Source organism: Chryseobacterium sp. FR054 (assembly GCF_056844565.1).
Map to the genome: position 1 here is coordinate 535322 of NZ_JBXDSA010000001.1, position 24843 is coordinate 560164.

The 24843-nt window shown below is 36.3% G+C and carries 28 protein-coding genes; 10 read left to right on the forward strand and 18 right to left on the reverse strand.

Features of this window, described 5'->3' with window-relative positions; genetic code table 11:
- Window positions 1–2 precede the first annotated feature (2 nt).
- From AC106S_RS02535 to AC106S_RS02550, 4 genes are all read left to right on the forward strand, one after another.
- The gene (locus AC106S_RS02535; RefSeq protein WP_482437559.1) at window positions 3–1505 is read left to right on the forward strand and encodes a ferritin-like domain-containing protein; all 1503 of its coding nucleotides are present in this window, start codon (window positions 3–5) and stop codon (window positions 1503–1505) included.
- A 24-nt stretch (window positions 1506–1529) separates the two neighbouring features.
- The gene (locus AC106S_RS02540) at window positions 1530–3062 is read left to right on the forward strand and encodes a peroxidase, FMP-type (protein ID WP_482437560.1); all 1533 of its coding nucleotides are present in this window, start codon (window positions 1530–1532) and stop codon (window positions 3060–3062) included.
- Window positions 3063–3316: 254 nt separating this feature from the next.
- A complete protein-coding gene (locus AC106S_RS02545; protein WP_482437562.1) occupies window positions 3317–3985 on the forward strand; it encodes a hypothetical protein in 669 nt (222 codons plus the stop codon).
- 130 nt (window positions 3986–4115) lie between these two features.
- A complete protein-coding gene (locus tag AC106S_RS02550; protein WP_482437563.1) occupies window positions 4116–4529 on the forward strand; it encodes a VOC family protein in 414 nt (137 codons plus the stop codon).
- Between the two features lie 1132 nt (window positions 4530–5661).
- Here the strand turns inward: AC106S_RS02550 and AC106S_RS02555 are convergent.
- Together AC106S_RS02555 and AC106S_RS02560 are read right to left on the reverse strand one after the other, a co-directional pair.
- Complete coding sequence (locus AC106S_RS02555) at window positions 5662–6576, reverse strand: leucine-rich repeat domain-containing protein (protein WP_482437564.1); 915 nt, start codon at window positions 6574–6576, stop codon at window positions 5662–5664.
- A gap of 7 nt (window positions 6577–6583) precedes the next feature.
- Window positions 6584–7804, reverse strand: a complete 1221-nt coding sequence (locus AC106S_RS02560; protein ID WP_482437565.1) for a hypothetical protein — start codon at window positions 7802–7804, stop codon at window positions 6584–6586.
- Window positions 7805–8271: 467 nt separating this feature from the next.
- Here AC106S_RS02560 and AC106S_RS02565 point away from each other — a divergent pair, with 467 nt between their 5' ends.
- Window positions 8272–8631 (forward strand): prevent-host-death protein, encoded by a 360-nt coding sequence (locus AC106S_RS02565; RefSeq protein ID WP_482437566.1) that lies wholly within the window; start codon window positions 8272–8274, stop codon window positions 8629–8631.
- 207 nt (window positions 8632–8838) lie between these two features.
- Here the strand turns inward: AC106S_RS02565 and AC106S_RS02570 are convergent, their stop codons facing one another.
- The 3 genes from AC106S_RS02570 to AC106S_RS02580 form a co-directional block, all read right to left on the reverse strand.
- Window positions 8839–9639, reverse strand: coding sequence for a ferritin-like domain-containing protein (locus AC106S_RS02570; RefSeq protein ID WP_482437567.1), 801 nt, complete (start codon window positions 9637–9639; stop codon window positions 8839–8841).
- 25 nt (window positions 9640–9664) lie between these two features.
- Complete coding sequence (locus tag AC106S_RS02575) at window positions 9665–10378, reverse strand: ferritin-like domain-containing protein (RefSeq protein ID WP_482437568.1); 714 nt, start codon at window positions 10376–10378, stop codon at window positions 9665–9667.
- Between the two features lie 76 nt (window positions 10379–10454).
- Window positions 10455–11024: a fasciclin domain-containing protein gene (locus AC106S_RS02580; RefSeq protein ID WP_482437569.1), complete on the reverse strand. Its 570-nt coding sequence runs from the start codon at window positions 11022–11024 to the stop codon at window positions 10455–10457.
- A gap of 266 nt (window positions 11025–11290) precedes the next feature.
- On the opposite strand from AC106S_RS02580, the gene AC106S_RS02585 reads away from it, so the two are divergent.
- Together AC106S_RS02585 and AC106S_RS02590 are read left to right on the forward strand one after the other, a co-directional pair.
- Window positions 11291–11860, forward strand: coding sequence for an RNA polymerase sigma factor (locus AC106S_RS02585; RefSeq protein WP_482437570.1), 570 nt, complete (start codon window positions 11291–11293; stop codon window positions 11858–11860).
- 1 nt (window position 11861) lies between these two features.
- Window positions 11862–12677, forward strand: coding sequence for an anti-sigma factor (locus tag AC106S_RS02590; RefSeq protein WP_482437571.1), 816 nt, complete (start codon window positions 11862–11864; stop codon window positions 12675–12677).
- 65 nt (window positions 12678–12742) lie between these two features.
- On the opposite strand, the gene AC106S_RS02595 is transcribed toward AC106S_RS02590, so the two are convergent.
- The gene (locus AC106S_RS02595) at window positions 12743–13495 is read right to left on the reverse strand and encodes a hypothetical protein (protein ID WP_482437572.1); all 753 of its coding nucleotides are present in this window, start codon (window positions 13493–13495) and stop codon (window positions 12743–12745) included.
- Between the two features lie 53 nt (window positions 13496–13548).
- Window positions 13549–13992 carry a hypothetical protein gene (locus AC106S_RS02600; RefSeq protein WP_482438423.1) on the reverse strand — a complete coding sequence of 148 codons (444 nt, stop codon included), beginning with the start codon at window positions 13990–13992 and terminating at the stop codon, window positions 13549–13551.
- Between AC106S_RS02600 and AC106S_RS02605 the strand changes: the two genes are divergently transcribed.
- Both AC106S_RS02605 and AC106S_RS02610 read left to right on the forward strand, forming a co-directional pair.
- Entirely contained in the window at window positions 13946–14098 is a 153-nt protein-coding gene (locus AC106S_RS02605) for a bacteriocin-like protein (protein WP_482437573.1), read from the forward strand. The genes AC106S_RS02600 and AC106S_RS02605 overlap by 47 nt on opposite strands.
- Before the next feature lie 994 nt (window positions 14099–15092).
- Window positions 15093–15437 carry a hypothetical protein gene (locus tag AC106S_RS02610; RefSeq protein WP_482437574.1) on the forward strand — a complete coding sequence of 115 codons (345 nt, stop codon included), beginning with the start codon at window positions 15093–15095 and terminating at the stop codon, window positions 15435–15437.
- Here the strand turns inward: AC106S_RS02610 and AC106S_RS02615 are convergent.
- From AC106S_RS02615 to AC106S_RS02635, 5 genes are all read right to left on the reverse strand, one after another.
- Entirely contained in the window at window positions 15421–15627 is a 207-nt protein-coding gene (locus AC106S_RS02615; protein ID WP_482437575.1) for a hypothetical protein, read from the reverse strand. The genes AC106S_RS02610 and AC106S_RS02615 overlap by 17 nt on opposite strands.
- A gap of 48 nt (window positions 15628–15675) precedes the next feature.
- The gene (locus tag AC106S_RS02620; RefSeq protein ID WP_482437576.1) at window positions 15676–15888 is read right to left on the reverse strand and encodes a hypothetical protein; all 213 of its coding nucleotides are present in this window, start codon (window positions 15886–15888) and stop codon (window positions 15676–15678) included.
- A 54-nt stretch (window positions 15889–15942) separates the two neighbouring features.
- Entirely contained in the window at window positions 15943–16179 is a 237-nt protein-coding gene (locus tag AC106S_RS02625) for a hypothetical protein (protein ID WP_482437577.1), read from the reverse strand.
- Entirely contained in the window at window positions 16173–17114 is a 942-nt protein-coding gene (locus AC106S_RS02630) for an IS1595 family transposase (protein WP_482437578.1), read from the reverse strand. The genes AC106S_RS02625 and AC106S_RS02630 overlap by 7 nt, the downstream gene beginning before the upstream one ends.
- A gap of 110 nt (window positions 17115–17224) precedes the next feature.
- Complete coding sequence (locus AC106S_RS02635; RefSeq protein ID WP_482437579.1) at window positions 17225–17515, reverse strand: hypothetical protein; 291 nt, start codon at window positions 17513–17515, stop codon at window positions 17225–17227.
- 295 nt (window positions 17516–17810) lie between these two features.
- Between AC106S_RS02635 and AC106S_RS02640 the strand changes: the two genes are divergently transcribed.
- Window positions 17811–18380 (forward strand): DUF6680 family protein, encoded by a 570-nt coding sequence (locus AC106S_RS02640; protein WP_482437580.1) that lies wholly within the window; start codon window positions 17811–17813, stop codon window positions 18378–18380.
- 317 nt (window positions 18381–18697) lie between these two features.
- On the opposite strand, the gene AC106S_RS02645 is transcribed toward AC106S_RS02640, so the two are convergent.
- From AC106S_RS02645 to AC106S_RS02670, 6 genes are all read right to left on the reverse strand, one after another.
- The gene (locus AC106S_RS02645) at window positions 18698–18955 is read right to left on the reverse strand and encodes a thioredoxin domain-containing protein (protein WP_482437581.1); all 258 of its coding nucleotides are present in this window, start codon (window positions 18953–18955) and stop codon (window positions 18698–18700) included.
- Between the two features lie 581 nt (window positions 18956–19536).
- Window positions 19537–21504, reverse strand: a complete 1968-nt coding sequence (locus tag AC106S_RS02650) for a leucine-rich repeat domain-containing protein (protein ID WP_482437582.1) — start codon at window positions 21502–21504, stop codon at window positions 19537–19539.
- Between the two features lie 6 nt (window positions 21505–21510).
- Complete coding sequence (locus AC106S_RS02655) at window positions 21511–21954, reverse strand: hypothetical protein (RefSeq protein ID WP_482437583.1); 444 nt, start codon at window positions 21952–21954, stop codon at window positions 21511–21513.
- A 156-nt stretch (window positions 21955–22110) separates the two neighbouring features.
- Window positions 22111–22524 (reverse strand): hypothetical protein, encoded by a 414-nt coding sequence (locus AC106S_RS02660; RefSeq protein WP_482437584.1) that lies wholly within the window; start codon window positions 22522–22524, stop codon window positions 22111–22113.
- Window positions 22525–22659: 135 nt separating this feature from the next.
- Window positions 22660–23265 (reverse strand): hypothetical protein, encoded by a 606-nt coding sequence (locus tag AC106S_RS02665; RefSeq protein ID WP_482437585.1) that lies wholly within the window; start codon window positions 23263–23265, stop codon window positions 22660–22662.
- Between the two features lie 77 nt (window positions 23266–23342).
- Window positions 23343–24809 carry a hypothetical protein gene (locus AC106S_RS02670; protein WP_482437586.1) on the reverse strand — a complete coding sequence of 489 codons (1467 nt, stop codon included), beginning with the start codon at window positions 24807–24809 and terminating at the stop codon, window positions 23343–23345.
- Window positions 24810–24843 lie beyond the last annotated feature (34 nt).

Genomic DNA, 24843 nt, shown 5'->3' on the forward strand with positions numbered 1-24843 from the left:
CCATGAGACAAAGACTTATCAATAAAACAGAACATCAGGAAACGTTCTCCAAAAATACAGCTGTGTCATTACGGTCTTCAAAAGCTTTAAGCACAGATATGATCGTTGCAGACTGCACTTCTCTGCAGTCTTTATTATTTGATACTGCATTAAGTAAACAGGAATGGACCGACGGGCTAAAGTACCACAGCAAAATGATGACGAATCTGCTGCTGAATGACCGGATCAAAGAATTTAATGAGTATTTAAGCGCTCAGTTTGGATCAAAAATTTCAGATTTGCCGCTTAAAAATAAAAAAGCTTCCGGAATAAAAAAGGGATTAGCCGATATTGACTACCGTCCTGTTCTCCAGGATCTTTTACAGACCGCGATCCTTATTGAACACTCCACGATTCCGCCTTATCTTACAGCGCTTTACTCCATTAAGGAAGGAACCAATGCACTGGCTTCGCAGATCATCAGAAGTGTGGCAGTAGAGGAAATGCTTCACCTCATCATGGTATGTAATGTCCTGAATGCCATCAATATTCAGCCTTCGGTAAACAAGCCTCAGAATTATCCTGTTTATCCGATGAAATTACCGATGAATGTTGACTTTTATGTCGGTCTTGAAACATTTTCACCCAACAGCATCGCCACCTTTATCGCTATTGAAAGTCCAGGCAGCCCTGTCGTAAAAGCTCCGAAGTACGAACCGGAGTTTGAATTCAATGCAAAGCTTTCCAAAGGAATGGCTGTACAGGAAAACAATTTCTGGACACTTGAGAATATGAAAGGTTTCATCATGGAAAATGTACATACGATAGGTGAATATTATGATGTTCTGTTCTTTTATATTACCGTTTTCCAGATTATTGCTTACTACCGGGAACATGGAGCTCTTCCAACCGGTTTTGAAGAATTAAACACGGGAGGAATGTTCACAGGAGATCCTGCTAAACAGATCCGCCCTGAACAGTATTACGGAAGCGGCGGGAAATTACATGCGGTAGAATCCCTGGAAGGAGTCATCGCAGTTTTTCAGGAAATAAAAGGCCAGGGTGAAGGTGCGGATGATTCTATTTTTGATGTTGATCCTTCCCAGTTTGAAGAAGGCGTTGAACTGGCCCATTATTTCAGATTTAAAGAAGTTTTCCACGAGCATTTTTATCTCGGGGGTAATTATGAACCCTTCATGGATAATGATGGGATGATGCCCGTTGCTACTCCTCCAACCGGGAAACCTCTTCCCGTAGACTGGACTGCTGCCTATCCTATGAAAGACAACCCTAAACTGAGTGATTATACTGACAATAAAGAGCTATATGCTCAGGGAGTGGAATTCAACAAAACCTACCGACGATTATTGGATGCCATTCAGAGTGCGGTAGAAGGAAACCAGAGCGAACTGGAAAAATCAATCATGTATATGTATGCCCTGAAAGAGCAGGCTACCGGGCTTATGAAGCAGCCGCTGGATTCTCAGTATAATGCAGGTCCTACTTTCGAATACATCAGTTTATAACCATAACCATAAAAACAATATATCATGCTTAAACGAAAAAAGGAAGGTCTTGAAACCGGAAGCCAGTTACTGAGAACGGCAAAAACCGCTCAGAGAGGCTTTTTAGAGGAACTGATGGACGGATACTCGAAACTTCTGATCGACGATCCGGTAAGACCTTTCAGGGAAGAGAATCTGCAGCAGATCGAAAACAGTGTAGATTACGGTATTCTGGCAGCCCTGGACGGAACCTGGGTAAGCTACAATGCCAATTACAATGAAAATATTACCCGCCCTTCCCTGGCCAGCGGTATTCATACCACGATTATGCCGTCTCCCGGGACGAATCCGGGAACTATTCCGGGAAAATTCAGCTTCGACTGTGAGGAGTATATTGAAAAGCTTACGTTTTCCATTGTTCCCGGCGGTGTCCGTAACCGCGGCGGAGCGAGTGAACTGTTTTGCGGAGCTGTAAAATATGAGCAGAGCATTAAAAGCGTTAATACTGCGGAGGGGCAGGATTCTTTAAAATATACCCCTATCCACGAAGAAAACGGAATGTATCTCTGGCTGAGTGATGTTTACAATCATGCCGCCACCAAAGAATCCATAGAGAGAGACCGGGGAATCCATGCTTTTTCAGAGGAAGATTATAAAAATTACGGCTATGACGGGGAATACAGGGATGAACCTCTTCTCCGCATTTCACCGGACGGACAGAAAAAGGAATATATTCTTCAGAGTAAATTACAGCCGGGACAGCCTTACTACGAAATTATTCCGGCTCAGGAAATAAAGCCGGGTACAGGTCTTGACGGCCCTTATTTTATTCCTGATTACTCGATCTCGCGAAGCGGTGTTATTCCTCATGGCAGCACTATTACTTTGCTGGGTGATATTGCTCCTCAGGGACAGAGTTATTTAATCAGCGGCTTCCCTGAATTCCCATATGGTAAGAAAGCATGGCAGACAGACCACCTCTCTATTTCACGTACGATGGGTAACGCAGGGGTAACTCCCGACGATATTATCGACCTGGACGAGCCTGCACCGGCCTGGGTACATGAAACCCTGACAGACAAAAATGACGAGGGCTCCAACAAGATTTATACCCAGCGGATTCTGGCGGATGATCTTTACCCTTATTCTGTACGGCCGGATCTGCGGCTCAGAGACACATTAAGAGGACAGCAGGTGAAAAATTATGTGCATGTTAAAATGTCTTCCAAAATGAAAACGGGTGCCCAGGGAGGAATTTTAAACGTACCGTTTGTGAACCGTTTTGTTCCTACTGTTGAAGTGGATATGCATATGTGGATAGAAACAGTGATTGAAAACGGAAAAGAAATCCTTCAGCTGCAATATGAGCAGATTGTATTCTTTGAATTTGATTTCGGGAATGACGGAGGTACTACAAGCTGGCCTCATATTCAGACCAATACACTCCGTAAACTGGAAGATATCCCTGAAGATCAGAGAAAGGTTATTGAAGAACAGTTTTTTGATAAAAAGCCGGATATGGCAATTCCCGGCGATACTGCCGGTCCGGCAGGAGGATGCCCTTATAACAAGGGATAGATTGATGATTAATATGTTTCCGCGGTGCCTACGGCACCGCGGAAATTTTATTACCCTTTATATTAGAAAGTCTTGCCGGCTTTGCTGCAATTTCAACTTTATGGAAAGCCGTAATTACAGTAATATTTCTGATCGTATATTTGGGAAATAAATACTACCGGGCAAATAATTGATTCACATACTGCCTTAGTACCCTTTATTTTTAACTAATATTGTAAAAACGAATAATCAAAAAACCCAAACTAATTAAAATCATGAAGAAAATTTTAGTCCTATGTGGTTTAATCTTCTTAACCTCATGCTCAAATCCTGCTGATAAACAATACAATGAAGCCACAATGGCTGAGGATTTAAAAGAAATAGGTGCAAGCAAAAAATGGAGTGAGCAGGATGCCGGCTTATTTGCAGGATGGCTGATAAGGGCCAAACTAAAAGGTGAATCTCTGGAGAATAAGACGTATCAGGGTATTCTGGATGAAGCCAAAAAATTCAAAGCAGAAGAAGATGCCTTAGCTGAAAAAGCAAAAAGGGAAATTGAAGCGAGAAAGCAGAAAATGAAAAATGCCATTACGGTAACTATTTTTGCTAAAGAATTTGTTCCGAGTAATTTTGATACGGGTCAGCTGGAAGACTACAATTTATTTAAATATGCGATCGAGAACAAATCAGCAAAAGAAATCAAAGCAGCTAAAATCAGTTTTAAAATTTTCAATTCTTTAGGTGAACAGGTCGGAGAATCTTACGGCATGGATTTTACCGATGACAGAATTCCGGGCAACGGAACGTTTAAAGGTGATGCAGCTTTCAGCTACAATCAGTTCTCTAATGATGACAAAAAAATAGCCTCTGCAAAATTTGAAGATCTGATTTTTGATTTCGATGTACAGAAAATTGTATATTCTGACGGTTCCGTATTAGAATAAGATATGATAAAAACCATTGATACTTATAAAATCCTGATCACATCAGGATTTTTTTATTCATCCAACCTCCTGCCATACTCTTGTCACACCTCTCCCCTATTTTTGTGAAGTAATTTAAAAAACTAAAAAAATGAATGCAGTATCCATACGTATTATCACAAGTGACATTGAAAAACTGATTCCATTTTATGAGCATGTAACAGGTATTAAAGCGATACAGTATACTCCTGATTTTGCTGAACTGAAGACCTCCACAGCTACTATTGCCATTGGAAGTACAAGAACTTTACAGTTTTTTGGCGGGGACGATATTGCCCGGCCGGCTGAAAACCGCTCTGTCATTATAGAATTCCTGGTAAACAATGTGGAAAAGGAATTTGAACGGTTAAAAACTTTCCTGTCTCCTTATATCGTACAGGAACCGACATTAATGCCCTGGGGCAATCTGTCTTTGCTGTTCAGGGACCCGGATGGTCATCTGATTAATTTTTTCACTCCTGTTACAAAGGAAGCCGCAGAAAAGTTTTCTTCTGAAAAGAGATAAAAACTTTAGTGAACTTCCAATGTGTATTGTTGGTTTAACGCAAAAGACGCCAAGATTTTTTTAATGCTATATGTTTTTAGGGCACAAAGGCGTTAACACTCAGCAAGGGGGGATTGTTTCATTACATGAAATGAAAGTCATTCATTGGTAAGAAAAGCTTAAAATCTTGGATTTTCCAGCGTATTAAAACCATTATAATCCCTGCAATTTATGTTAAATCAATAAAAAATCTACTCGATCTGAAAAATTCACAGATCTGCAAATATTTGGGTTGCAGATAAACGTTATAGGTTTTGGAAACCTATAACGTTTTTATGTAAAGTCATTTTTTCAAATCAGATAATATGCCAATCTGATCCATCTGCGAGATTAAAAAACCAAAAAAATCTGCTCAATCCGCCAGATCTGCGAGATTTAAAAACTATAAATCTGTGAAATTTACACAATTTGTGGATGCTTTTTGAAAACGCAAAGTTTCAGCCTCTTTGTGCATATTTCAGGGAGCCAAGTACAGAATCAACTCCATTGATCCGATGAAGCGACGGATTAGCCTTCGACAATTTAATGGGGTCACCAATCTAAAAACTTGCTGAAAATCTTCGATTTTCTTGTGCCTTAAAAACAGCATAATGGTAAAAAAATCTTGCGTCCTTGCGATTCTCCAACCAAAAAAAATCTGCTCTATCTGCAAGATCTGCGAGATTTAAAAACCATAAATCTGTATAATTTGTGGATGCTTTTTTGAAAACGCAAAGTTTCAGCTTCTTTGTGCATATTTCAGGGAGCCAAGTACAGAATCAACTCCGTTGATCCGATGAAGCGACGGATTAGCCTCCGGCAATTTAATGGGGTCACCAATCTAAAAACTTGCTTAAAATCCTGGATTTTCTTGCGCCTTAAAAACAGCATAATGCTCTAAAAATCTTGCGTCCTTGCGATTCTCCAACCAAAAAGCATCCAAAAAATCTGCTCAATCAGTCTGATCTGCGGGCGAAAAAACATTTATGAAATTTGAGTTTTATGTCTTAGTGAAATAACGACAAATGGTAATCCAGCATTTTCAACATACAGAAGCCGTCCCAATGCATGAGACGGCTTCTGTTATCCTTTAGTTTTAATGATATTTGATGAATTAATTGCAGGAGTTTGTGAGACTGATCTTTTCTATATTGCCGGTTTTAATGAGTTCAAGATCGAAATCGTTGTAACATATGGTATTGATATAGCGGTTTCCTTCTATATCAAGGCGGGTAAGTGGTTTTCCGTTGGTCTTAATGTTCAGTTTTTTAATTCTGTTGTAGGCACAGTTGATATCAGTCAGATTTTTTAAGTTTTCAAAACTGAGTGCGGAGATTTCATTGTAGGAACAGTTAATGTATTCCAGTTCTTTGAGATTACTCAAGTCAAGATTCCGTAAAAGATTATTTTCACAGCGCAAGGACTTCAGGTTTTTAAGGTGGTTTACTGAAAGTTCTGTAAGACTGTTGCCTTCACAGATAAGTTCTGTAAGGGATGTGAGCTGTGACAGGTCCAGTTTTTCCAGTTTGTTTGTTCCGCATCTGAGTCTTTTCAGACTGGGCAGCCCTGCAAGTTCCAGTTTGGTAAGGGCAGACCATGTACAGTCGATGGTTTCGAGCTTTGGAAGATTTTTAAAGGATAGCTGTCCCAGTGATTTATTGAAAGAACAGTCGATATGCTTCAGCTTTTTCAGTGTTTCTACCCCATTCAGATCTTTTAAAGTTTCTGCTTTTATCAGCAGGATTTTAAGGTTTTTGAACAGTTCGATCCCTTTCAAGGTTACCAGAGGTGTATGTTCAATGTTCAGCTGCATTACTTTTTCGGCTTCTGAAGGTGAAATGATTCCGTCTCTGTTGGCATCCAGCTTTAAAGACTGATAGGTAGAATCTACGGCAATACTGTTCTGTTCAGTGGCAGAAAGCAGGTATTTCAGAAAATCTTTATCTGCTATTATATTTCCTTTTTTAGCGGTTTGTGAATACAGGCTGGCTCCTGAAAAAAGCATTAAAATAATAAGTAAATATCTCATGATCCGGTTATTGTTTAATAAGAATTCTCCATCCGTCTCCTTTTCCCAGAAGCATAAGGCCGTCATTTTTTAACGGTAAAATTTTCACCAGCCTGTTTTCGCTGTACGTGGTACCATATTTCAGAAATCTTTCGTCAAGAAGTTTTCCCTGAAGATCAAAGACGAGATAAACGGATTCATTGGAAAAACTGCCGAAGGAATTATACATTTCTCCTGTTATATATAATTTGTCCGCTACAATCACAGCGTCATGCATATGTTCCGTAAATTTCCCCTGATTGCTGCCTGGAGTGTAATTAAACTCACGCACCTTTTCAAAGTTCATATTATACACTCTGACTGAAGTATTTCTCCGGGTCTGTTTATTCGGCAGCACTTCCTTCGTATCATTCATTCCGATTACGTAAATCTGATCTTTATGAATCAGTATTTTTTTACCCTGAAATTCTTCACCGGTAATTTTTTTATGGCGGGTCACTTTTTTGGAGACCAGATCGTATTCAAGAAGGTAGCTTTTGTACGCATAAGAACCTCTTTCATCCACTGCGCCCATCAGAACATACAGCTTATTCCGGTCCAGAGCAGCAGAATAATAACCTGTATTATAGAAATCAAACGGGGGTTCTATAAAACTGATCACAGTGTTTTCCGTTTTCTGCAGATCGTTGGAAATAAAGGTAACATTCAGCTCCAGATCACGAAAAAATGCAGAACGGGTAACACAGTAAAATCCGTCTTTTACAGGAAAAAACAAAGGATCGAATGTGACATCCGCGGGCACAGTCTCAATCACCTTATCCTGTAATACATTGAGATCTTCATCTATTTCCCTCAACCAGAGACGGGATCTTTTATCCACTTTTTCAGAGCCTATCTGAACCAGTTTATTGCTGCCGGTTCTGAAAACAGTTTTGTTAAAAGATTCATCATCAAAGTTTTTACTATTGGCCAGGAATGTTTTTTTGAGAAGTTTCCCATCCTTAGAAATTTTAATGACAGCAGAATTGAACTCGGTATTCCCTTCATTCACAAAATTCTGTCCTGCAATGATGTATCCGTCTTGTATCTCCACCCCGCTTTTGGCAAAATTATTATCAACCGGAAAAAAACTCAGGTTCAGGGTAAAATCTTTATCATTATTCTGATGGGCTGTCTGGCTGAATCCCCATGCTGCTGCTGAAAGAGAAGCTATCAGCTGGGTTTTAAAAAGAATAGTTTTTATTTTCATGGATATAAGAATCTTTTTTTAAGCTCCTTTTTAAAGGACGCGCAAAATTCTAAAAAATATTTAATCCTGCCAAATGAGTCCGCTACTGTTTTAATTTAAAAAAAATAAGCCCCCACCATACAATTAAAAATCAACATCATACAGGATATTTCACTTTACAGCACAAGGAATTATAATTTTCATCTGTTATATAAATCAAAAAATACAGCGAATTTTCCCGATAGTGTGAACACAAATATTATTAAATTAAACTTTTAAGTGTTATATTTGTTAACTGTTTTTATCCTTCTCACTGAAATGGTATTATGTTGAGGATTTAACCGGTAGCTGAAGATGAACGGTTAACTTTTCATTTTCGATTTCCAATAACTGAATGAGCTATCATCCCTATTACTGGAACACAACGATAAAGCATAAAGAAATGCTGTTTAGTATAAGTAAATCTATTTTAATAAAAATTTAAATTCATGAACTATAAACTTGAGCTCAATACTCAGGAGCCCAACTCTAAAATTGTTTTTCACAACATCCTATTTGATTCGTTCAAGGTAAATATAGTTGAGAGATATATCGGATCAATGAAATCCCGCCTGACCTTATGTGAGGCACTGTTTAAAGTAAGAACCCTGGACGACCAGCTTGTGGCAAGAAGAGACGGCAATACAAGGGTAAAAATCAAAGGCGATGAATTTGAAACTTACGAAAGGCTGTCTAAAAAACTGTCTTCCTATGAATACAAAAATAAGCTGATCAACAGAAAAGAGGCTGACCAGGACTACGTTCACTTCATTCTGGGCCTGCTGATTGCCAATTATGAACTTAATTAAGTCCACGCTTAATTATTTAAACTGAAGAATTCTATCACATATACAGCTCCCCACCGGATAGTGGGGAGCTTATTTTCTAAAGAACATACGGCTTTTGAAGCGGGGGTTTCTTTTTTATTTTATAATGTACAATGGGATTATTCTAAAAAATCCTTTTCCGTATCATTTCAGAAAAGATTAAGATGTTAAACTTTTAACTCCATAATATCATACGATAAATAGGCCTGCAATAGTCTGTGCATCGCTGCCGCTCAAAATCTCATCGTAAGCGGCAGAACCTGCCGCTGCTCCAAATAAGGCTGCTGTGTTGTAGCCAGCCTGATTAATAAGGTCTTCTCCGGCATAAACAGGATTAGTTACTGAAGGCATATTTCCGCCATCAGAAAGCTCTATCCAGCCTTTATTAGCCCTCATTCTTCTTACCTGTGAGGCATGCCTTGCTTCTACCGAATGAATCTGTAACGCTGCCTGAAGTACAACTTTGTTTGACATAACATTTCCGGCCTGGCCTTTATAAGCCCTCACTCCTGTATCTTCAAAAGCCTGGGCCAAAGTGAGAAATTGATTATAATCCGTAAATGGAGAAAAGCTACCATTCGCCGTAAAATCAAAGGTTGGTTTATTACCCGGAGGGGTTCCCAGAGAAGTGAGTGTAGTTTTCAAAAAACCAACATGTGCTGACTCATGCTTTGAAATCTGCATAAAAACAGTCCGGTCTGAATTGGGTATTAATCCAGGCGTTGATAATCCTATCGCATAGTATTCATTTTCAAGATATTCCAAAACCAGTGCTAACTGTAAAGCATCTGTCAAGGTATTTTTCAGAGCAGTACCTGTGATTTCTTTGTTTGCCGGTGCAGCCATTAAAGCTACCGATCCAGAAGGAACTGCCGCTACGGCTGCTTTTTTCCCGAATAGTGATGTATTCGTCATTGTTTCTAATTTCGAGGCCTCCGTGGTGAAAAACTGATCATAGGAAAGCTTATCTAATAGTCTGAGAATGTTCATAATGTAAGTTTTTGAAGATAAATGATTAATTAATACCTCTTTCTTTCCACGTAAACCGGGTTTTTATAAAACCTCCTGCTGTCATTACAATATCTTTTGGTTCTTTGGCAAGATCAAGACCGTTGGCGTCTACTACATCATCACCTGAAAAATCTGCAGATCCGGGACTGATCAGGTTTCTGATGGCAGATGCGTGCCTGGCTTCAACTGAAACTATTTTTCCGGCAATAACAAGATAAGCTGGATTGGTTATGTATTTTCCGGCACCGTTGTACGCTGCTACTCCGGTGTCTTCCAATGCTTTTGCAGTGGCCAGTACAGAGTTTCTGTCATTAAAATTTACATTGGGATATTGGAATTCAAGCTTTGGAAGAACGTTTGGGGCTGCACTGCTAATAGCTGCTTTGAAAAAGTCCCGGTGAATCACTTCATGATGATAAAGATCTGTAAAAACCTCTTTTTCTACACTGGAAATTCCGGAATAAAAATTATTGACTACTTTCGTATAAAAATCGGCTTCCAGCTGTTCAAGAGCGTAGGCGTAATTTAAAACTCCGACATCTCCTGATCCAAGATCAAAAATCTGGTTATTATCCATTGGATAAAAATCATTATCATCATCACATCCTATTATAGCAAGCCCTGCAATAGCCAGCCCTATTCCACTTAATTTTAAAAAGTTTCTTCGGCTTGTATCAAGGGTAGCTCCCTGATTAGAAACATGAATCATTTTTTTCATACTATTAATTTTTTAAGTGTTCGATTAAGTAAAAGAAAAACAGCACATTGAAAACATGCTGCTTATTCTTAAATTTCTACGGCATCAGAACCGTATCTATCACATGAATAATCCCATTAGACTGGTTTACATCAGCAATGGTAACTTTGGCACTGCTTCCTTTAGCATCTTTTATATAAAGATCCTTTCCTTTCGTCCAAAATGTAAGATCTTCCCCCTGTACTGTTTTCATCATGCTTTTCCCGTTTCCTGCCTTTACGGCGCTCCATATTTCTTTGGCACTGTATTTTCCCGGGATAACGTGGTACGTTAGTATGCTTGTAAGCATCGCTTTATTTTCAGGCTTTACAAGATTCTCTACTGTTCCTTTCGGAAGTTTTGCAAAAGCAGCATCAGTAGGAGCCAATACAGTAAAAGGGCCTTTTCCTTCCAATGTATTTACCAATCCCGCAGCTTTTACGGCAGCTACTAAAGTCTTATGATCTTTAGAATTTACGGCGTTTTCAATAATATTCTTAGAAGGGTACATAGGAGCCCCTCCTACCATTACTGTTTTTTCTTTCATCGTTTGTGCAGTTACCTTCCCGCTGAAAGCAAATGATAAAGCTACCATTGCTAAAACTGTGATTTTTGATTGCGTGTTCATTGTGCTAAATTTTTTAATTAATTATGGGTAATTTGTGTTCTTAATCTCACTTACGAGCTGGGTTTTGTTTTAGATTGAAAAAAAACAAAATTAATCTCAAATAACTGAAAAACAGATCATTAATTTTCATTTAAAATAAAATATAAAGACAAGCAAAATCTTTTTCTGTTTACTTTCCGGGCATCATTGAAAATATCCCCAAGAAATCATTTACGAAATAAAAGATCTTATGGATTTCATTTAGAATATGTTTTATTTCACTACATTTGGATAGAAAAATAAAAGCTATTAAAACAACCTGCTCAGAAGAGGAACTTATCGTTTTACTAAAAGGAAAAAACGAAAATGGTTTTCATTATCTGTACGACCACTATTCCGGTGCGCTGTATGGAGTTATACTGCGTATTGTTCAGTCTAAGGAATATACGGAAGAAATCATTCAGGATGTTTTTGTTAAAATCTGGAACTCTATCCATCAATATGATGCTTCAAAAGGAAGGTTTTACACCTGGATGATCAATATTGCCCGAAATACAGCAATAGATTATTTAAAATCCAAAGGTTTCCAAAATGAGCTTAAAAACCAACCGCTTCCCGATTTCGTATATAATTCTGCAGAACTTTCAACGACCAACAATACCTCTGATTATATTGGATTTAATAATGTATTGGAAGGGCTTGAAGCTGACAAGCAGGAACTTATAGACCTGGCCTATTATCAGGGATATACCCAGAACGAAATATCCGAGAAACTGAAAATACCCCTTGGAACCGTAAAAACGAAAATGCGGAATGCACTTATGAAATTAAAGGACTTGCTAAAAGATTATCAATAAATTGAACACTAAAGAATACATATCATCCGGAATTATAGAATCTTATATTCTAGGACATGCTTCTCCCGAGGAGGCAGGGATTCTGGAATGTGTGATGAAGAATAATGCTGAAGTGAAAGCTGCTTTTGAAGAGGTCCAAAAAACATTGGAAAATCTTGCTACTGCCCAGGCTGTGTTACCTCCGGGTGATCTGAAATCTAAAATCTGGGATAAAATCCAGAAGGAACAAATTCTTCAGGAGGAATCTGAAATTCCTGTTCCAATAGCCGCTCCTGTTACTGAACTGTCGGAAGAAGAACAAAACAGTAAAAGAAATAATAACTGGAAAGCTATAAGTATTGCTGCTTCTGTTTTATTTTTAGCAAGTACTGCCGGAAATCTTTTTTGGGTAAGCAAGCAATCTGAAACACAGAAAGAAATTGCAAAAATGAAAACCGAGAAACAGTCTCTGGATTTCGCTATGCAGAAAATGAATCAGAAAATAACGATGTTTTCCAATCCTGATATGCAGACCGTCATGCTGAAAGGTGTAGAGAAACATCAGGATGCGAAAGCTATGGTCTTCTGGGATAAAAAAACAAAAGAAGTTTACCTGAATGCTGAAAATCTTCCAAAAGCTCCTGAAGGAATGCAGTACCAGCTTTGGGCTATTGAAGACGGAAAGCCTGTAAGTGCAGGAATGTATTCTGAAGAGAAAGACAGCAAGATTGTATTAGCTACTGTTACAAAAGCACAGGCCTTTGCCATCACTCTTGAAAAAGAAGGAGGAAGTCCCGTTCCTACTATGGAAAATATGTATGTTATGGGAGGAATATAAAAAATGAGAACCTCAGCAATAATTGACAAAATTATGCCGGAAAACATTTTATATCTTCTGTTGAATCAAAATTGATAAGGGTACCCAATTTCATTCAGGTCGGTTTTAAGCTGCTCCCAATCTTCAACCTGATAAGTGATGCTCAATACCATTTGTTTTGTTAAAGTCTCTCCTTTATAGATTTTAGCTACCGTTTCCAGCGGAATTCCGCTTTCTTTATAACTTTCTTCAAAATATTCCGTTGCCCAATCGATGTAGGTTTGTGGGTTTCCATCGAAAATTTTCAGCATTTCCCCGGAATGGTCTTCATCATTTTCAATCCTTCCGGTTATCCAGTTTTTCTGTTCTGTGGTCCATAAACAAAAGGTTGTTCCGATTGTTTTTACGGGTTCTCCAAAGATAAATTCATTAAAAACCGGTGGCAACCCCTTTGTAAGCCGCTGTTTATCAGGCTGTTTATATTCATGAGCAAAACCGTTAATTACGCAACCGTCTTTTCTGAATAAAATAAGCATGTGGTCCCCGGAACCATCCCGCATTTCGCAGAACTCTTCATCTGCTGACCATTGTTTGTTATAAGAATAATAACGGTATTCCCATTCCGGGGAAAGAATGGCATCCAAAACTGAAATAGCTTTACAGATTGCCTGTAACTTTGTTCTATCCGGTAATAAGCTTAAATTCTTCGTTGAAATCATAGAACGGATTGTTTTATTTTTTTTGAATTCAGATTTATTTTCGTTGGGATTATCTTTGTTCTGGCCCGATACACTGAGCATACTTAAGGAAAATAAAATTGTGGTTAATCGTTTTTTCATGTTTAAAGGTAGATTTTAAAGCAATATCTTAAAGAAAAACAACATAGCCGGAATTAATTTCTTTTGATTTTCCTCCATTTTCTTATCATTAAAAAAATAATACCTAATGATATCATGAGAATAGTTATGTTCAGAATATTCACTCCCATCTCTGTTGAGGAAGTAAAAAAAATATAATCTGTCGTCTGCTCCGGGATGAATTTTCCCTGATTCTTATTCACCAACGTTTCTCCGGCAGATTTACCGTAAACCGAAGCAGATTCTTTTTCAAAAAAATAATAAACACCCGCTGCAAGCAGCAAAAATAACATGATATACAATCCTGCCTTTTTTGTGGTAGATTTAATTTTATACATTTTCACATCTCTATTTGAATAATTTAGATTAAAAACAATCATTATATTAAAAATATTCATTAATTTAATAATTACAACGAAAATTTTAACCATCATGAAAAATCTGAAAAAAATTTCCAGAAATGGATTAAAATCCATCAATGGAGGAATTGAAACATGCGTTCAAAACTGTTTAGTAGGGTATAGAAAATGCTGCACGCGCGGCCAGGCTTATTACTGTCATCCGGTTGAGCAGGCTTGTCTGTAATCCCTTAAAGTTTTCTTTCTGGAAACTTTCATACTGGAGATCGTCATTCTGATGATCTCTTTTTTTGTTGACTGCTTTTTCATTAAACCATAAAAGTAACAAAAGTTTATTTTAAAACAATTTGATTTTTAAGTTTAAATACTTTGTGCATAGAAGTGTTACATTTCCCACAGATTTCTCAGATGGTACAGATCTTTATGGATATTCTATATGCTCGCAGACCTGGCGGATTGAGCAGATTTTTTTGGTTGGAGAATAGCAAGGACGCAAGTTTTTTTTACCATTATGCTGTTTTTAAGGCGCAAGAAAATCAAAGATTTTCAGCAAGTTTTCAGGTGTTTTTTTAAATATTAGAATAGCCGAAGGCTAATCCAACACTTCATCGGATCAACGGAGTTGATTCTGTACTTGGCTCCCTGAAATATGCACAAAGAAGCTGAAACTTTGCGTTTTCAAAAAAGCATCCACAAATTATACAGATTTATGGTTTTTAAATCTCGCAGATCTGGCGGATAAAGCAGATTTTTTTGGTTGGAGAATAGCAAGGACGCAAGATTTTTAGAGCATTATGCTGCTTTTAAGGCGCAAGAAAATCAAAGATTTTCAGCAAGGTTCCAGGTGTTTTTTTTAAATATTAGAATAGCCGGAGGCTAATCCAACGCTTCATCGGATCAACGGAGTTGATTCTGTACTTAGCTCCCTGAAATATGCACAAAGAAGCTGAAACTTTGCGTTTTCAAAAAAGCATCCACAAATTATACAGATTTATCGTTTTTAAATCTCGCAGATCTGGCAGATAAAGCAGATTCTTTGTTGGTTTAACGCAAATGGCACAAGGTTTTTAGAGTGTTATGCTGCTTTTAAGGCGCAAGAAAATCAAAGATTTTCAGCAAGGTTCCAGGTGTTTTTTTAAAAGGTAATTATACGCCACTTTACACCGAAAAAGTTAAAGTGCTGATATTTTTTTGTTATATTTGATTAAACTTTTAATTTCATGAATCAACATCTTTTTATTCTTACAGAAGAATTGAAAAAATACAGGCTTAAAAACCACGTGAGTGTTAACGATTATGTTTCATTAATAAAAAATGAGAGTAAAACATTAAATAAGAATGATTTACAAAAAGTTGTTTCTCAAAAGAAAAATGATCTTAAACAAGATTTACTAAACAATTTTAATTCATTTTATGATGAATGTTCTAAACATCTTACAAATGAAGTAGCAAAAGAAGCACAAGCGAAAAAACCCGTAGATTTTAAACTATATATAAAAAATTCCATTGATGAAGATGATTATTTGATTTCATTATTCGAAAAAGAAATTATTCATCTTTTGTAATAATTTCAGCTACTTTATTAAAAATATCTTCAATCTTTTTGTTCATCTTTTTATCTTCTTCACTTGATCCAATTCTTAATTCAAGATCTGGGTAATTTGTTAATTTTAATATAGTATTTAGACTATTTTTGATTTTAAATACTTCATCAATAATTTGATGATCTGTTTGAATTTTTTGTTTTATATTCATATTTTCTATTTTTTAATCCCGCGATTTTCATTGTAGAAATTACAGGTACTAATTGTGTTTAATTTCAATTAATTTTCCATCATAATAATTGTATCCAAGTTTTATTAACTCGCTTCTTAGACTGTTGATTTCGTTTATAATTACATCAAACTTTACATATGTTTTTTGATATATCTTTTTATCATTAAAATGTGTAATTGTTTCATATGGTAATTTATCAAGTAATATCAACTGAGCTTTTATTATTTCAATGTTATCCATTTTTTAATCCGCGATTTTTATACTAGCCTAGAAAAATAAGAGAACTAAATTCCTCTAGTTCTCTTTATCTTTGTTAGGATTAATTGTTTTTTCTATCAGATAATCAAATTCTGTTTTTAGTCTAATATCTTTTGCTAAGATATAGGGAACTCCATCTATGTTTTTAACCCGAGTTCCTCTCACCAAAAGATCGGTAGTCTTGTTTTTTATGTCTTTGACATCAAAATACAGTACATCATCTGAAACTGTAATGTACTTTATTCCCCTGTCGATTATTTCTTTATCTAACATTTTATATTGTTAATTGTTAATTGTTGATAGGTAGTTCTAATGTTTGAATTTGACAACAAATATCTGAATTTTTCTTGGTCTGAGACCTTTCTCAGGTTAAATCTGTATACAAATTCATCAACATATTTTTGAAGATGCTTTTTTGAAACGTGATTGTACATTCCTGAAACACTCTTTTTAAGTATATTCCAACTTCCTTCTATATTGTTTGTATGTATAGAACTATCCTGCAAACTTACATACTCTTTTTTAGAATGATCTATGATTCTATGATCGTAATGTTTACTCAATCCGTTATAAGCCCACCATTCATCAGTAATGATTGTTTGGGTTGTAGGTTTGACATACTTATAAATAAATGGTTGAATACTTTTTCTTTTTGTATCAGGTACAACAAAAGCATTCATTTTGCCATTTCTTTGTAACATACCCATCACAGGAACTTTATCTTTAAAAGATCTTCCTTGTGAGTGTGGAACTTTTTTATCTTTGTGGCGATTTTTGTTTTTACCGCCGATAAAAGTTTCGTCACATTCTACAATTCCTTCAAGCTCATTATTGTTTTCGATACCAAAACAAGCACGTATTCTTTGCAATAGAAACCATGCTGTTGCTTGTCTTACTCCAATATCTTTTGCCAGCTGCATTGAACTTATTCCTTTCTTATGAGAAGTAACAAGCCAGATAGCCAGGAACCATTTTCTAAGGCTAACCTTTGAATTTTCAAACATTGTTCCTGTCTTAACATTAAAATACTTGCCTGTATTCTTACATCTATATTGGTTGTTTTTACATTTATAAACTTTGCTTGTAGGGTCAAAAGGTGAAACTACAATACCATTCCATCTCAAGTCTTCATAATACTCAATACAATCCTGTTCTGTTGAAAAGGTTTGAGTCAATTCAAATACCGATTTTATATTAGGGTTGATCATAGGGTTAATGCTTTGTTGAAAAACTTTTATATATTTGTAAAGTCTAGAAAAGTTGGGTATCCGTGTAAACTCATAAATTCCACCACCCAACTAGTACTAGACATTTTTTTCTATCGGCCCATTTTTCTTGCCGTTTCTTCCGCTTTTGAACTCTCCATAAATACAGTTCCGATTTGTTTGTAAACAACTCTTTTTCCGCAGGCATCCAAAGAATAAGTAGCATTCCCCATAGTACGAATTTTGTCTATAACTTTTACGTTCTCTACTGGACAACCTTGTTCAACTGATACTGTCTTGATAAGTTTAGATTCCGTAGTTCCTGTCATTGATCTGTTTAATGATCCACAGCTTGTTACAGTCAATGTTACAATTGCTCCTGATAATAAGTTTACCATTTTCATAATAAGATAGATTTTTAATCCACCCAAACCCGATGTAGAAATTTTATGATTATAAAAAAAGAAAGTGTGGGTTTGTAACTCTTGTTTACTAATCTGTGGCTCTGGAAAACCAATACAATATAAACAAGACAACCCCACACCATATGGTGCAAGTGTCTACGTTTATTCTGCATTGTATTAGAGAAATTTTCCAGATTTCAGATTAACAGAATAAAAGCTAACGCTTCCTTTTGATCGATAAATATTTATACAAATATACGGTTTTTTCACTATATTGGGGGCAAAATTTTTAACTATGTCAGCTAAAGATTATTTTGAAATTATCTATTGGTCAATAAGCTTATTAATACTAGTCGTAACCGTTTACTGGATAAAAGAAGGTCCTTTAAGGGCGGTGCAAATAAGTCGTAAACTAGATAGCGAACAAAATAAATACAACGCAAAAAAGGATTTATTCCTAATGCTTTTTTCTCTTCGAGGTAATCCCACACATCATAGATTTGTGAATGGCTTAAATCAAATTGACATCGTTTTTGAAGACTCTCCTGAAGTTTTAACTGCATGGGGCAAACTTTACGATTCTCTAAACAATAATAATCAAAACAATGCTGTTCAAACTTGGGATTTATTGAGGATAGAATTACTTTCTGAAATGGCTCAACATTTAGGATATCAGAAGTTGAAACAGACATCAATTCAGCGCAATTATATTCCAAAGGCTCACTTTGATTCTGAATTAAGTAATCAGGATTACAATTACGTAATGAAGTCCTTTTATGAGAGTGGAGCAAAGTTTCATAATCTTTGGATAAATTATTATGAGACCCAGACTCCCCAAATAAATCAAACGGAGGAAAATGAATAAGTTTCATAACATAAAACTACTGATGATTTTACAATGGTAATTATGGGTAACTGTCTTTTCGCAACAGGTAGAATATCACAAAAGGACCCAGAGCGATTCCTTTGCAAATATTATAACAATTTTACAAATCAGTGGGAGGAAAAATGTTTCTATCTTCATGAACTTTTGAAAATTGAAGATTGATTACTAGTTATCAATTTACAAATTTGTTCAAAAGTAATGGTAACATCACTTGTTTCCATGATATATTTTGCTACTAAGTTCATTACGTCCTTATGTAACTCTTCTAAAATAACTTCGTTCATAATGTGAAAATTTTAATGGTTTTTCTTGTCATTAGAATTTAAAGCAGATAATAGTGCAATAAGATCTCTATAATGAATAACTGAATTATCGTTGATTACTATAAATGGGACAAATTGAGTTTTAAATTTCTCAACACCAGCAACAGCTTCTTCATTGGTTTTGAATATTATTTTTTCAACATCATTTTCATTTACATATCTTAATAATCTCCTAAAATTTAGTTCACATGGAGAGCAATTTATTTTACCATAGAATTTAATTTTTTTCATAACGTAAAATTTAAAATTATTAATAAAAAAGACCAACTACTTTAGTCGGTCTTTACTTTTTTATGTTTGGTGTAGAGATGCGTATAGTTACCTTTTAAAATAATTAGAATAGCCGGAGGCTAATCCAACGCTTCATCGGATCAACGGAGTTGATTCTGTACTTTGCCCCCTGAAATATGCACAAAGAAGCTGAAACTCTGCGTTTTCAAAAAAAGCATCCATAAATTACACAGATTTATGGTTTTTAAATCTCGTAGATCTGGCGGATTGAGCAGATTTTTTTGGTTGGAGAATCGCAAGGGCGCAAGATTTTTTACCATTATACTGTTTTTAAGGCGCAAGAAAATCAAAGATTTTCAGCAAGGTTCCAGGTGTTTTTTTTTAAATATTAGAATAGCCGGAGGCTAATCCAACGCTTCATCGGATCAACGGAGTTGATTCTGTACTTAGCTCCCTGAAATATGCACAAAGAAGCTGAAACTTTGCATTTTCAAAAAGCATCCACAAATTGTGTAAATTTCACAGATTTATAGTTTTTAAATCTCGCAGATCTGGCGGATTGAGCAGATTTTTTCCGGGTACTAAATACCGAATTCATCTTTTTTCCAAATGCTTAAATTAAGCAATGGCAATCCACTGTAAATGGCTATTTCCGGACGGTCCAGCTGCGATTCTAAATTTAATTCATTATAATTATCCACTGCTATATTGACTTCCTTTAAATCCGGTAAAGTGTTCAATACCCTTATGTCTTTCACTTTTGTTTTGTATAAATCAAGACGTTCCAGTTTTTTTAACGGTTCCAATCCGGAAATATCGTCTACTTCATAACTTTCCAAGAGTGTCAGCCATTTCAGATTGGGGAATTTCGATATCCTTTCTAAATTAATTTTTCCCTGAAGGCCTGACAAATCTAATTTTTCAAGGGAAGGCTGTATTTCGAACGAAGAAAAATCTTTAATTTCACTATTCTGAAGGTCCAGAACTTTCAGCTTTTTCAAGGTTTTCAACTCCAGTTTCATTACTCCGTGAAGTTTCAGAAATTCCAAATTAGGAAATCGATCCATCCCTTTAATATGACAATCATAGCCAGAAGCGCTCAGTCTTTTTAAGGATTTTATTTCTGGAAGTGTTTTAAGATCAAATTTTCTGTCACTGACGATCCCAAGCGACTGTAAGCGTTTCAGATGCTCAAATCCCGTGAAACGTACTTTCGTTGAGATATCCGCTAAAATAAGCCTTAATAATTCGAGCTTTTTTAACCTTCCTATATCGAAAGTCTGTTTTGTCTTTTTAATACTTACATACAGCCTTTTGAGCTTTTTTAAGGTCAGAATGGATTCAACGGTCTTCGCTGAAACTTCAAAACCGATTTTTAAAGATTCCAGGGCTGTAAACTGTCCGACCGGATAGGTTTTCAGCCTATTCCGTAATTCATCTGTTTCATAAAACACCAGTTCTTTCAGCTGCTTTTTCAGAGGAAGCAGTTTTAAAAAGCTCCGGACATCTGCATTTTCTTTTTCAAAACATGCTAATTCAAAACCTGTCAGATTAGGAAAGTGTTTGAAATAAGTATGTTTTTTGATGACAGAGTCTCTGAGTTCTATTCTTCTGATTTGTCTGGCAACAGGTAAAAAAGCATCCACAAACAATATGGATTTGCCCAATGACAGGCTGGTTACCTTTTCAAATTCCCCGAGATCATCAATCGTTTTTTCTTTAAAACCGGTAAAATGTAATTCATTAATATAATTTCTTAGAGACAGGATATTTTTTAAGCTGAATGGTTTTTCCCCCTTCACCAAACTGCAGATCATTTCTTTATTAAAAGGATTTTCCTGTCCCTCTGTATCTTCAACGGTGGTATCGCTGTCTATCTCCATTTCTCCAAGCTTCTCAAACCCCGAAATCCCTTCAAAGCTTCCTATCCTGCAGTTTTTAAAATCGATATTTCTTACCGATTTTTTAAAAGGTATAAAAGAAAGGTCGTCAAACTGCGAGTTGGAAACATCGATCATGCTGATTGATTTCTCTTTTATTTTTTTTGAATGACAGGTGAAGGTTATTTTGTCTAATTCTAAGGAATACAGTCCTCCGATATTGCTCAGTTCCTGAATATTATCAATATGACAGTTTTTAATGAAAAGATGCCTGAATATCTTTGTTGATTCCGATGCCTGCATACCATTCAGACAGCAGGCATCAAAGCTCATATTGGAAAAGCGGACATCGTGTGGAAAGTCTCTTATGATATTGCCGCCATTATTTCTGAATGTTACATTATCAAGATAAAAATAACTGCAATGATCCAGCTTCAACAAGTCGGAAAAGCTGGGAATGATACAGTTGGTGAGATCTACTTTTCTTACATTGCTGAGATAGGGCAAAAATCCGGAGAAATCATCAATGGTTACATCCTTAAGCTTTAATACTGTCAGGTAATCTGATTTTTCATGGTCTTCGCCTGGCGTGATGCCTAAAATCTCTTCTATTTTTTTAATTTCCTGTTCTGTTTTCAATGGTGTATTTATTTGATCGTTTTCTTTCATTTCCAATCAGTCTAATATAAAAAGTATACTATAAAATAACGGCAGCAGGGCCAATACAAACGGGATTAGTATCAGGTATTTTCCTTTTTGTGCCGCGTCGGCTTTCTGCTGCAGAGACATTTCTCTGTATTCCTGCAATGTCTGTTCAAAAAAGCGTTTCCTACCCATTATGATAAAAATAAGCCCATAAAACAAGCCAATGGATAAAAGCCCCAATACCCCGCCTAAGAATCTTCCTCTGGATCTATGTAGCGGTTCAAATATTCCGTCGGAAACACTACTGCTTAAAAATTCCAAATTCCATAAGGCGAAACCGATGAGAAAAATAAGGACTGTTGCAGCCAGTACCAAAGAAGTTCCCTTCCTGGCAAGCTGTATATCTTTTCCTTTTATCTCAAGATCAAACATATTGTACCACAAGATTTTTTTCAGTACGGTCATTGTATTCATGATTTTATATAGTGATTACCACCCCAGACATTTTTTAAGTGAATAAAAATCTACTTCAGGGAATATTTCAGTAAATGTTTAATTGTTTTTAATCGCCATCCCGTTCTTCTTACTCATATATTGACGGTTTTCTTTCATTTTGCCCGTTAAATAGTTTTATTCAAACAAGAAAAAAACACCTTCCTCAATGACAGAAAAAATACGGGTAGAATGGATATATGAATCCGGATTACTTTTTTCAACGGCCATAATATTAACAGGTCCCTCAAAATCATCATCAATGTCTTTTATCCAGTCCAGTAATTCTTCATCATTAATGATATAGATTTTGTTATTAACTGATCTTTTGGACAAATGAATAAAACCGTCAATTAATAAGTAATCTTTTTGAGAATCCAGTTTACTGATAATATTTTCCAGGTTTTCATATGGAGTTCCAAGCCTGATATTCGGTTTCCAGGTGATTTTCTTTTTACTCACCTGCTCATACATCTTGTAGTAGTTAAATTCTACAATTTCCTTAACTAGAAAAGGATCTTTAATTATTCTGGATTGTGAAATTTCATCCATAACTATTGTTAAAAAGTTTAAGCATTGATTATTCAGTGATATCTCCGGCGATTCAGCTCCAATGTATTACATTTTTCCTTAAAGTGCATTAAATCTGCGTCAGATAATGATTCAGGAAATATTTAACCGTGTTTTTTAATCTTCATCTTCATCCTCTTCATCATCATACTGATTATCTTCTTCCAGAACTTTCTCCACCCATTTTATGGTTTCCCGGGCTTTGGGATCATCCTTTCCGATAATGATCAGGGCACGCAAAACATCATCGGCAACAAATGCGTCAAAACTTCCATCAGATTCATATTCGTCTTCAATGATCTCAATAAGGTTTCTGATAATGGCAGCTTTATTTTCGGCGGTCCAGCCCGGTTCCAGATCTCCCCATGCTTTACTGAAAAAATATAAGGCGGACGTAAAATCTTCGTACTCCACAATATCATCATTCAGATAATTGGTGATTTCGTCCTGAATGGAAGCAATTTCTCCAGAATGTAAGGGAGCCAGTTTTCCGATCAGAATGTAGATCGACCAGTAAGGTTTGAATACACTGTAATCCCGGCTCAGGCCATACTTTATGGCTTCAGTCATCTGGCTGATGATGTTGGGGGAAAGCTTTGTTTCATACTTCAGCTCCTTCAGGAAGTCAAAAGTATCAGACAGTTTCCGTTCTTCCTGTTCTTTTACTGAAATTAAAACCTCAGCAATTTTCTTTTCAAGCTCTTCATTCATCTGATATTCCATAGTTGTTATTTTCTCTTAAATCTGTAATAAAGCCCACTCCGGAAAATCGGAATGGGCCCGGTATAATCTAATTGTTGTTAAAAAGGAAACAAAGGGGCAAGAACCGTTCCCTGGGCTTCAGGTGCGGTCTGGATATATTCCGGCTGGTAAGTCAGCGGAACCAGATTCATTTCTCCATTATCTTTCCATCCCTGAATAATTTCTCCTTTTGCCGCATTAACGATGTCGTTATCTTTACTTCTGAGTTTTGTTCTTTTCAGCCATTTAGCATCAAAAGGTTTGATTGAAATCATTAAAATCTCTTCCAGGTTAAGCTGTACTTTTTGCGGAACCAATTTAGACTCCATTCCCAGCATCACTCCCAGACTGCCATCTTTTAAGAATTTTCCTGGCGTTAAAAAGCTTCTGAGGTTATGGTTTTCATTGTTCTCGCGGTTTACCCACAATTCAATGTTATCTTCCGTAAACTCAACGGTAAAATATTGGTGTGCAAGCATCAGGTTCTTGATATCCCCATGACCTAACGCTACCTGAGAGGTACTGTTGATCAGGGCCATAGCAAAATGCTTATGCATCACTTCGAAAGGAATATCTCCGTAAAACTCCATATAAAATTCAGCTCCGATACCGTTATACTGCAGATTTGCATCATCACGTGACGAAGTATAAATATCCGATAAACCGTCTGTTACCAGAATAGTTGTTTCCGGAGTGTGAATGACACGCATTTTACAGGAATTATGTACCGTGCTGTTTTCAGGCCAGGAATAATCCCTGAAACCACCTACACGCAGATAAATAATACGGTCGTCCAAAGCTCCCAGTGAACGGAAAAAATCGTGACGCAACTGTACACCTTCCTTAAAGGCATCCTGCCGTTTTTTGTATTCAGGTTCTACTTCAATATGATCAATGGCGAGCAGGCTTAATCCATGTTCCTCGAATGCAGGAATAGATTGTGCTTCTATTTTTCCGTTTTCATACCTGAAATAAAAGGCTTCCATTCCTCCGACAAGATGATAGATGGATTCTAAATCTCTACTGTTCCTCATAAAATCCAAAGAACGCATCGTAGAATCATCATAATACACAGTGGAATCGATAAACATTCCCAATTCATCTGCTTCCTGGCTAAAACGGGCCAGCATTTCACTTTTGATGGTTTTTTCATCCCGGTAAGATTCGTTTTCAATGCTGTATTTAATATCTTCCAGATACATGGCAACAGTATACTCTTCTGCCACAATAGATTCTCCTTTTTTGAACGTGAATCTCACTTTGGAATGAGCAGGAAAGAAATCAATCAGTGAATGCGGTCTTGTTTCCTCAATTTTATCCAAATGCTCTTCGATTTCATCGGAACTGTTACTATTGTATACAATACCATTTTCGCGAAATTTCACTGTTCCTCCCGTACTTCCAAACTTTGTTTTTGTAATTTCTGTAAAATACTCCCTTCCTTCAATTAATAATGGCTGTAATTTTTCAGAAATTTCTGCCAACGTATTCTGTGCTTCTTCTGAGTTTAAATGATTGTTTTTCATAATTTTATTATTAGTTTAAAACATTTATTCTTTA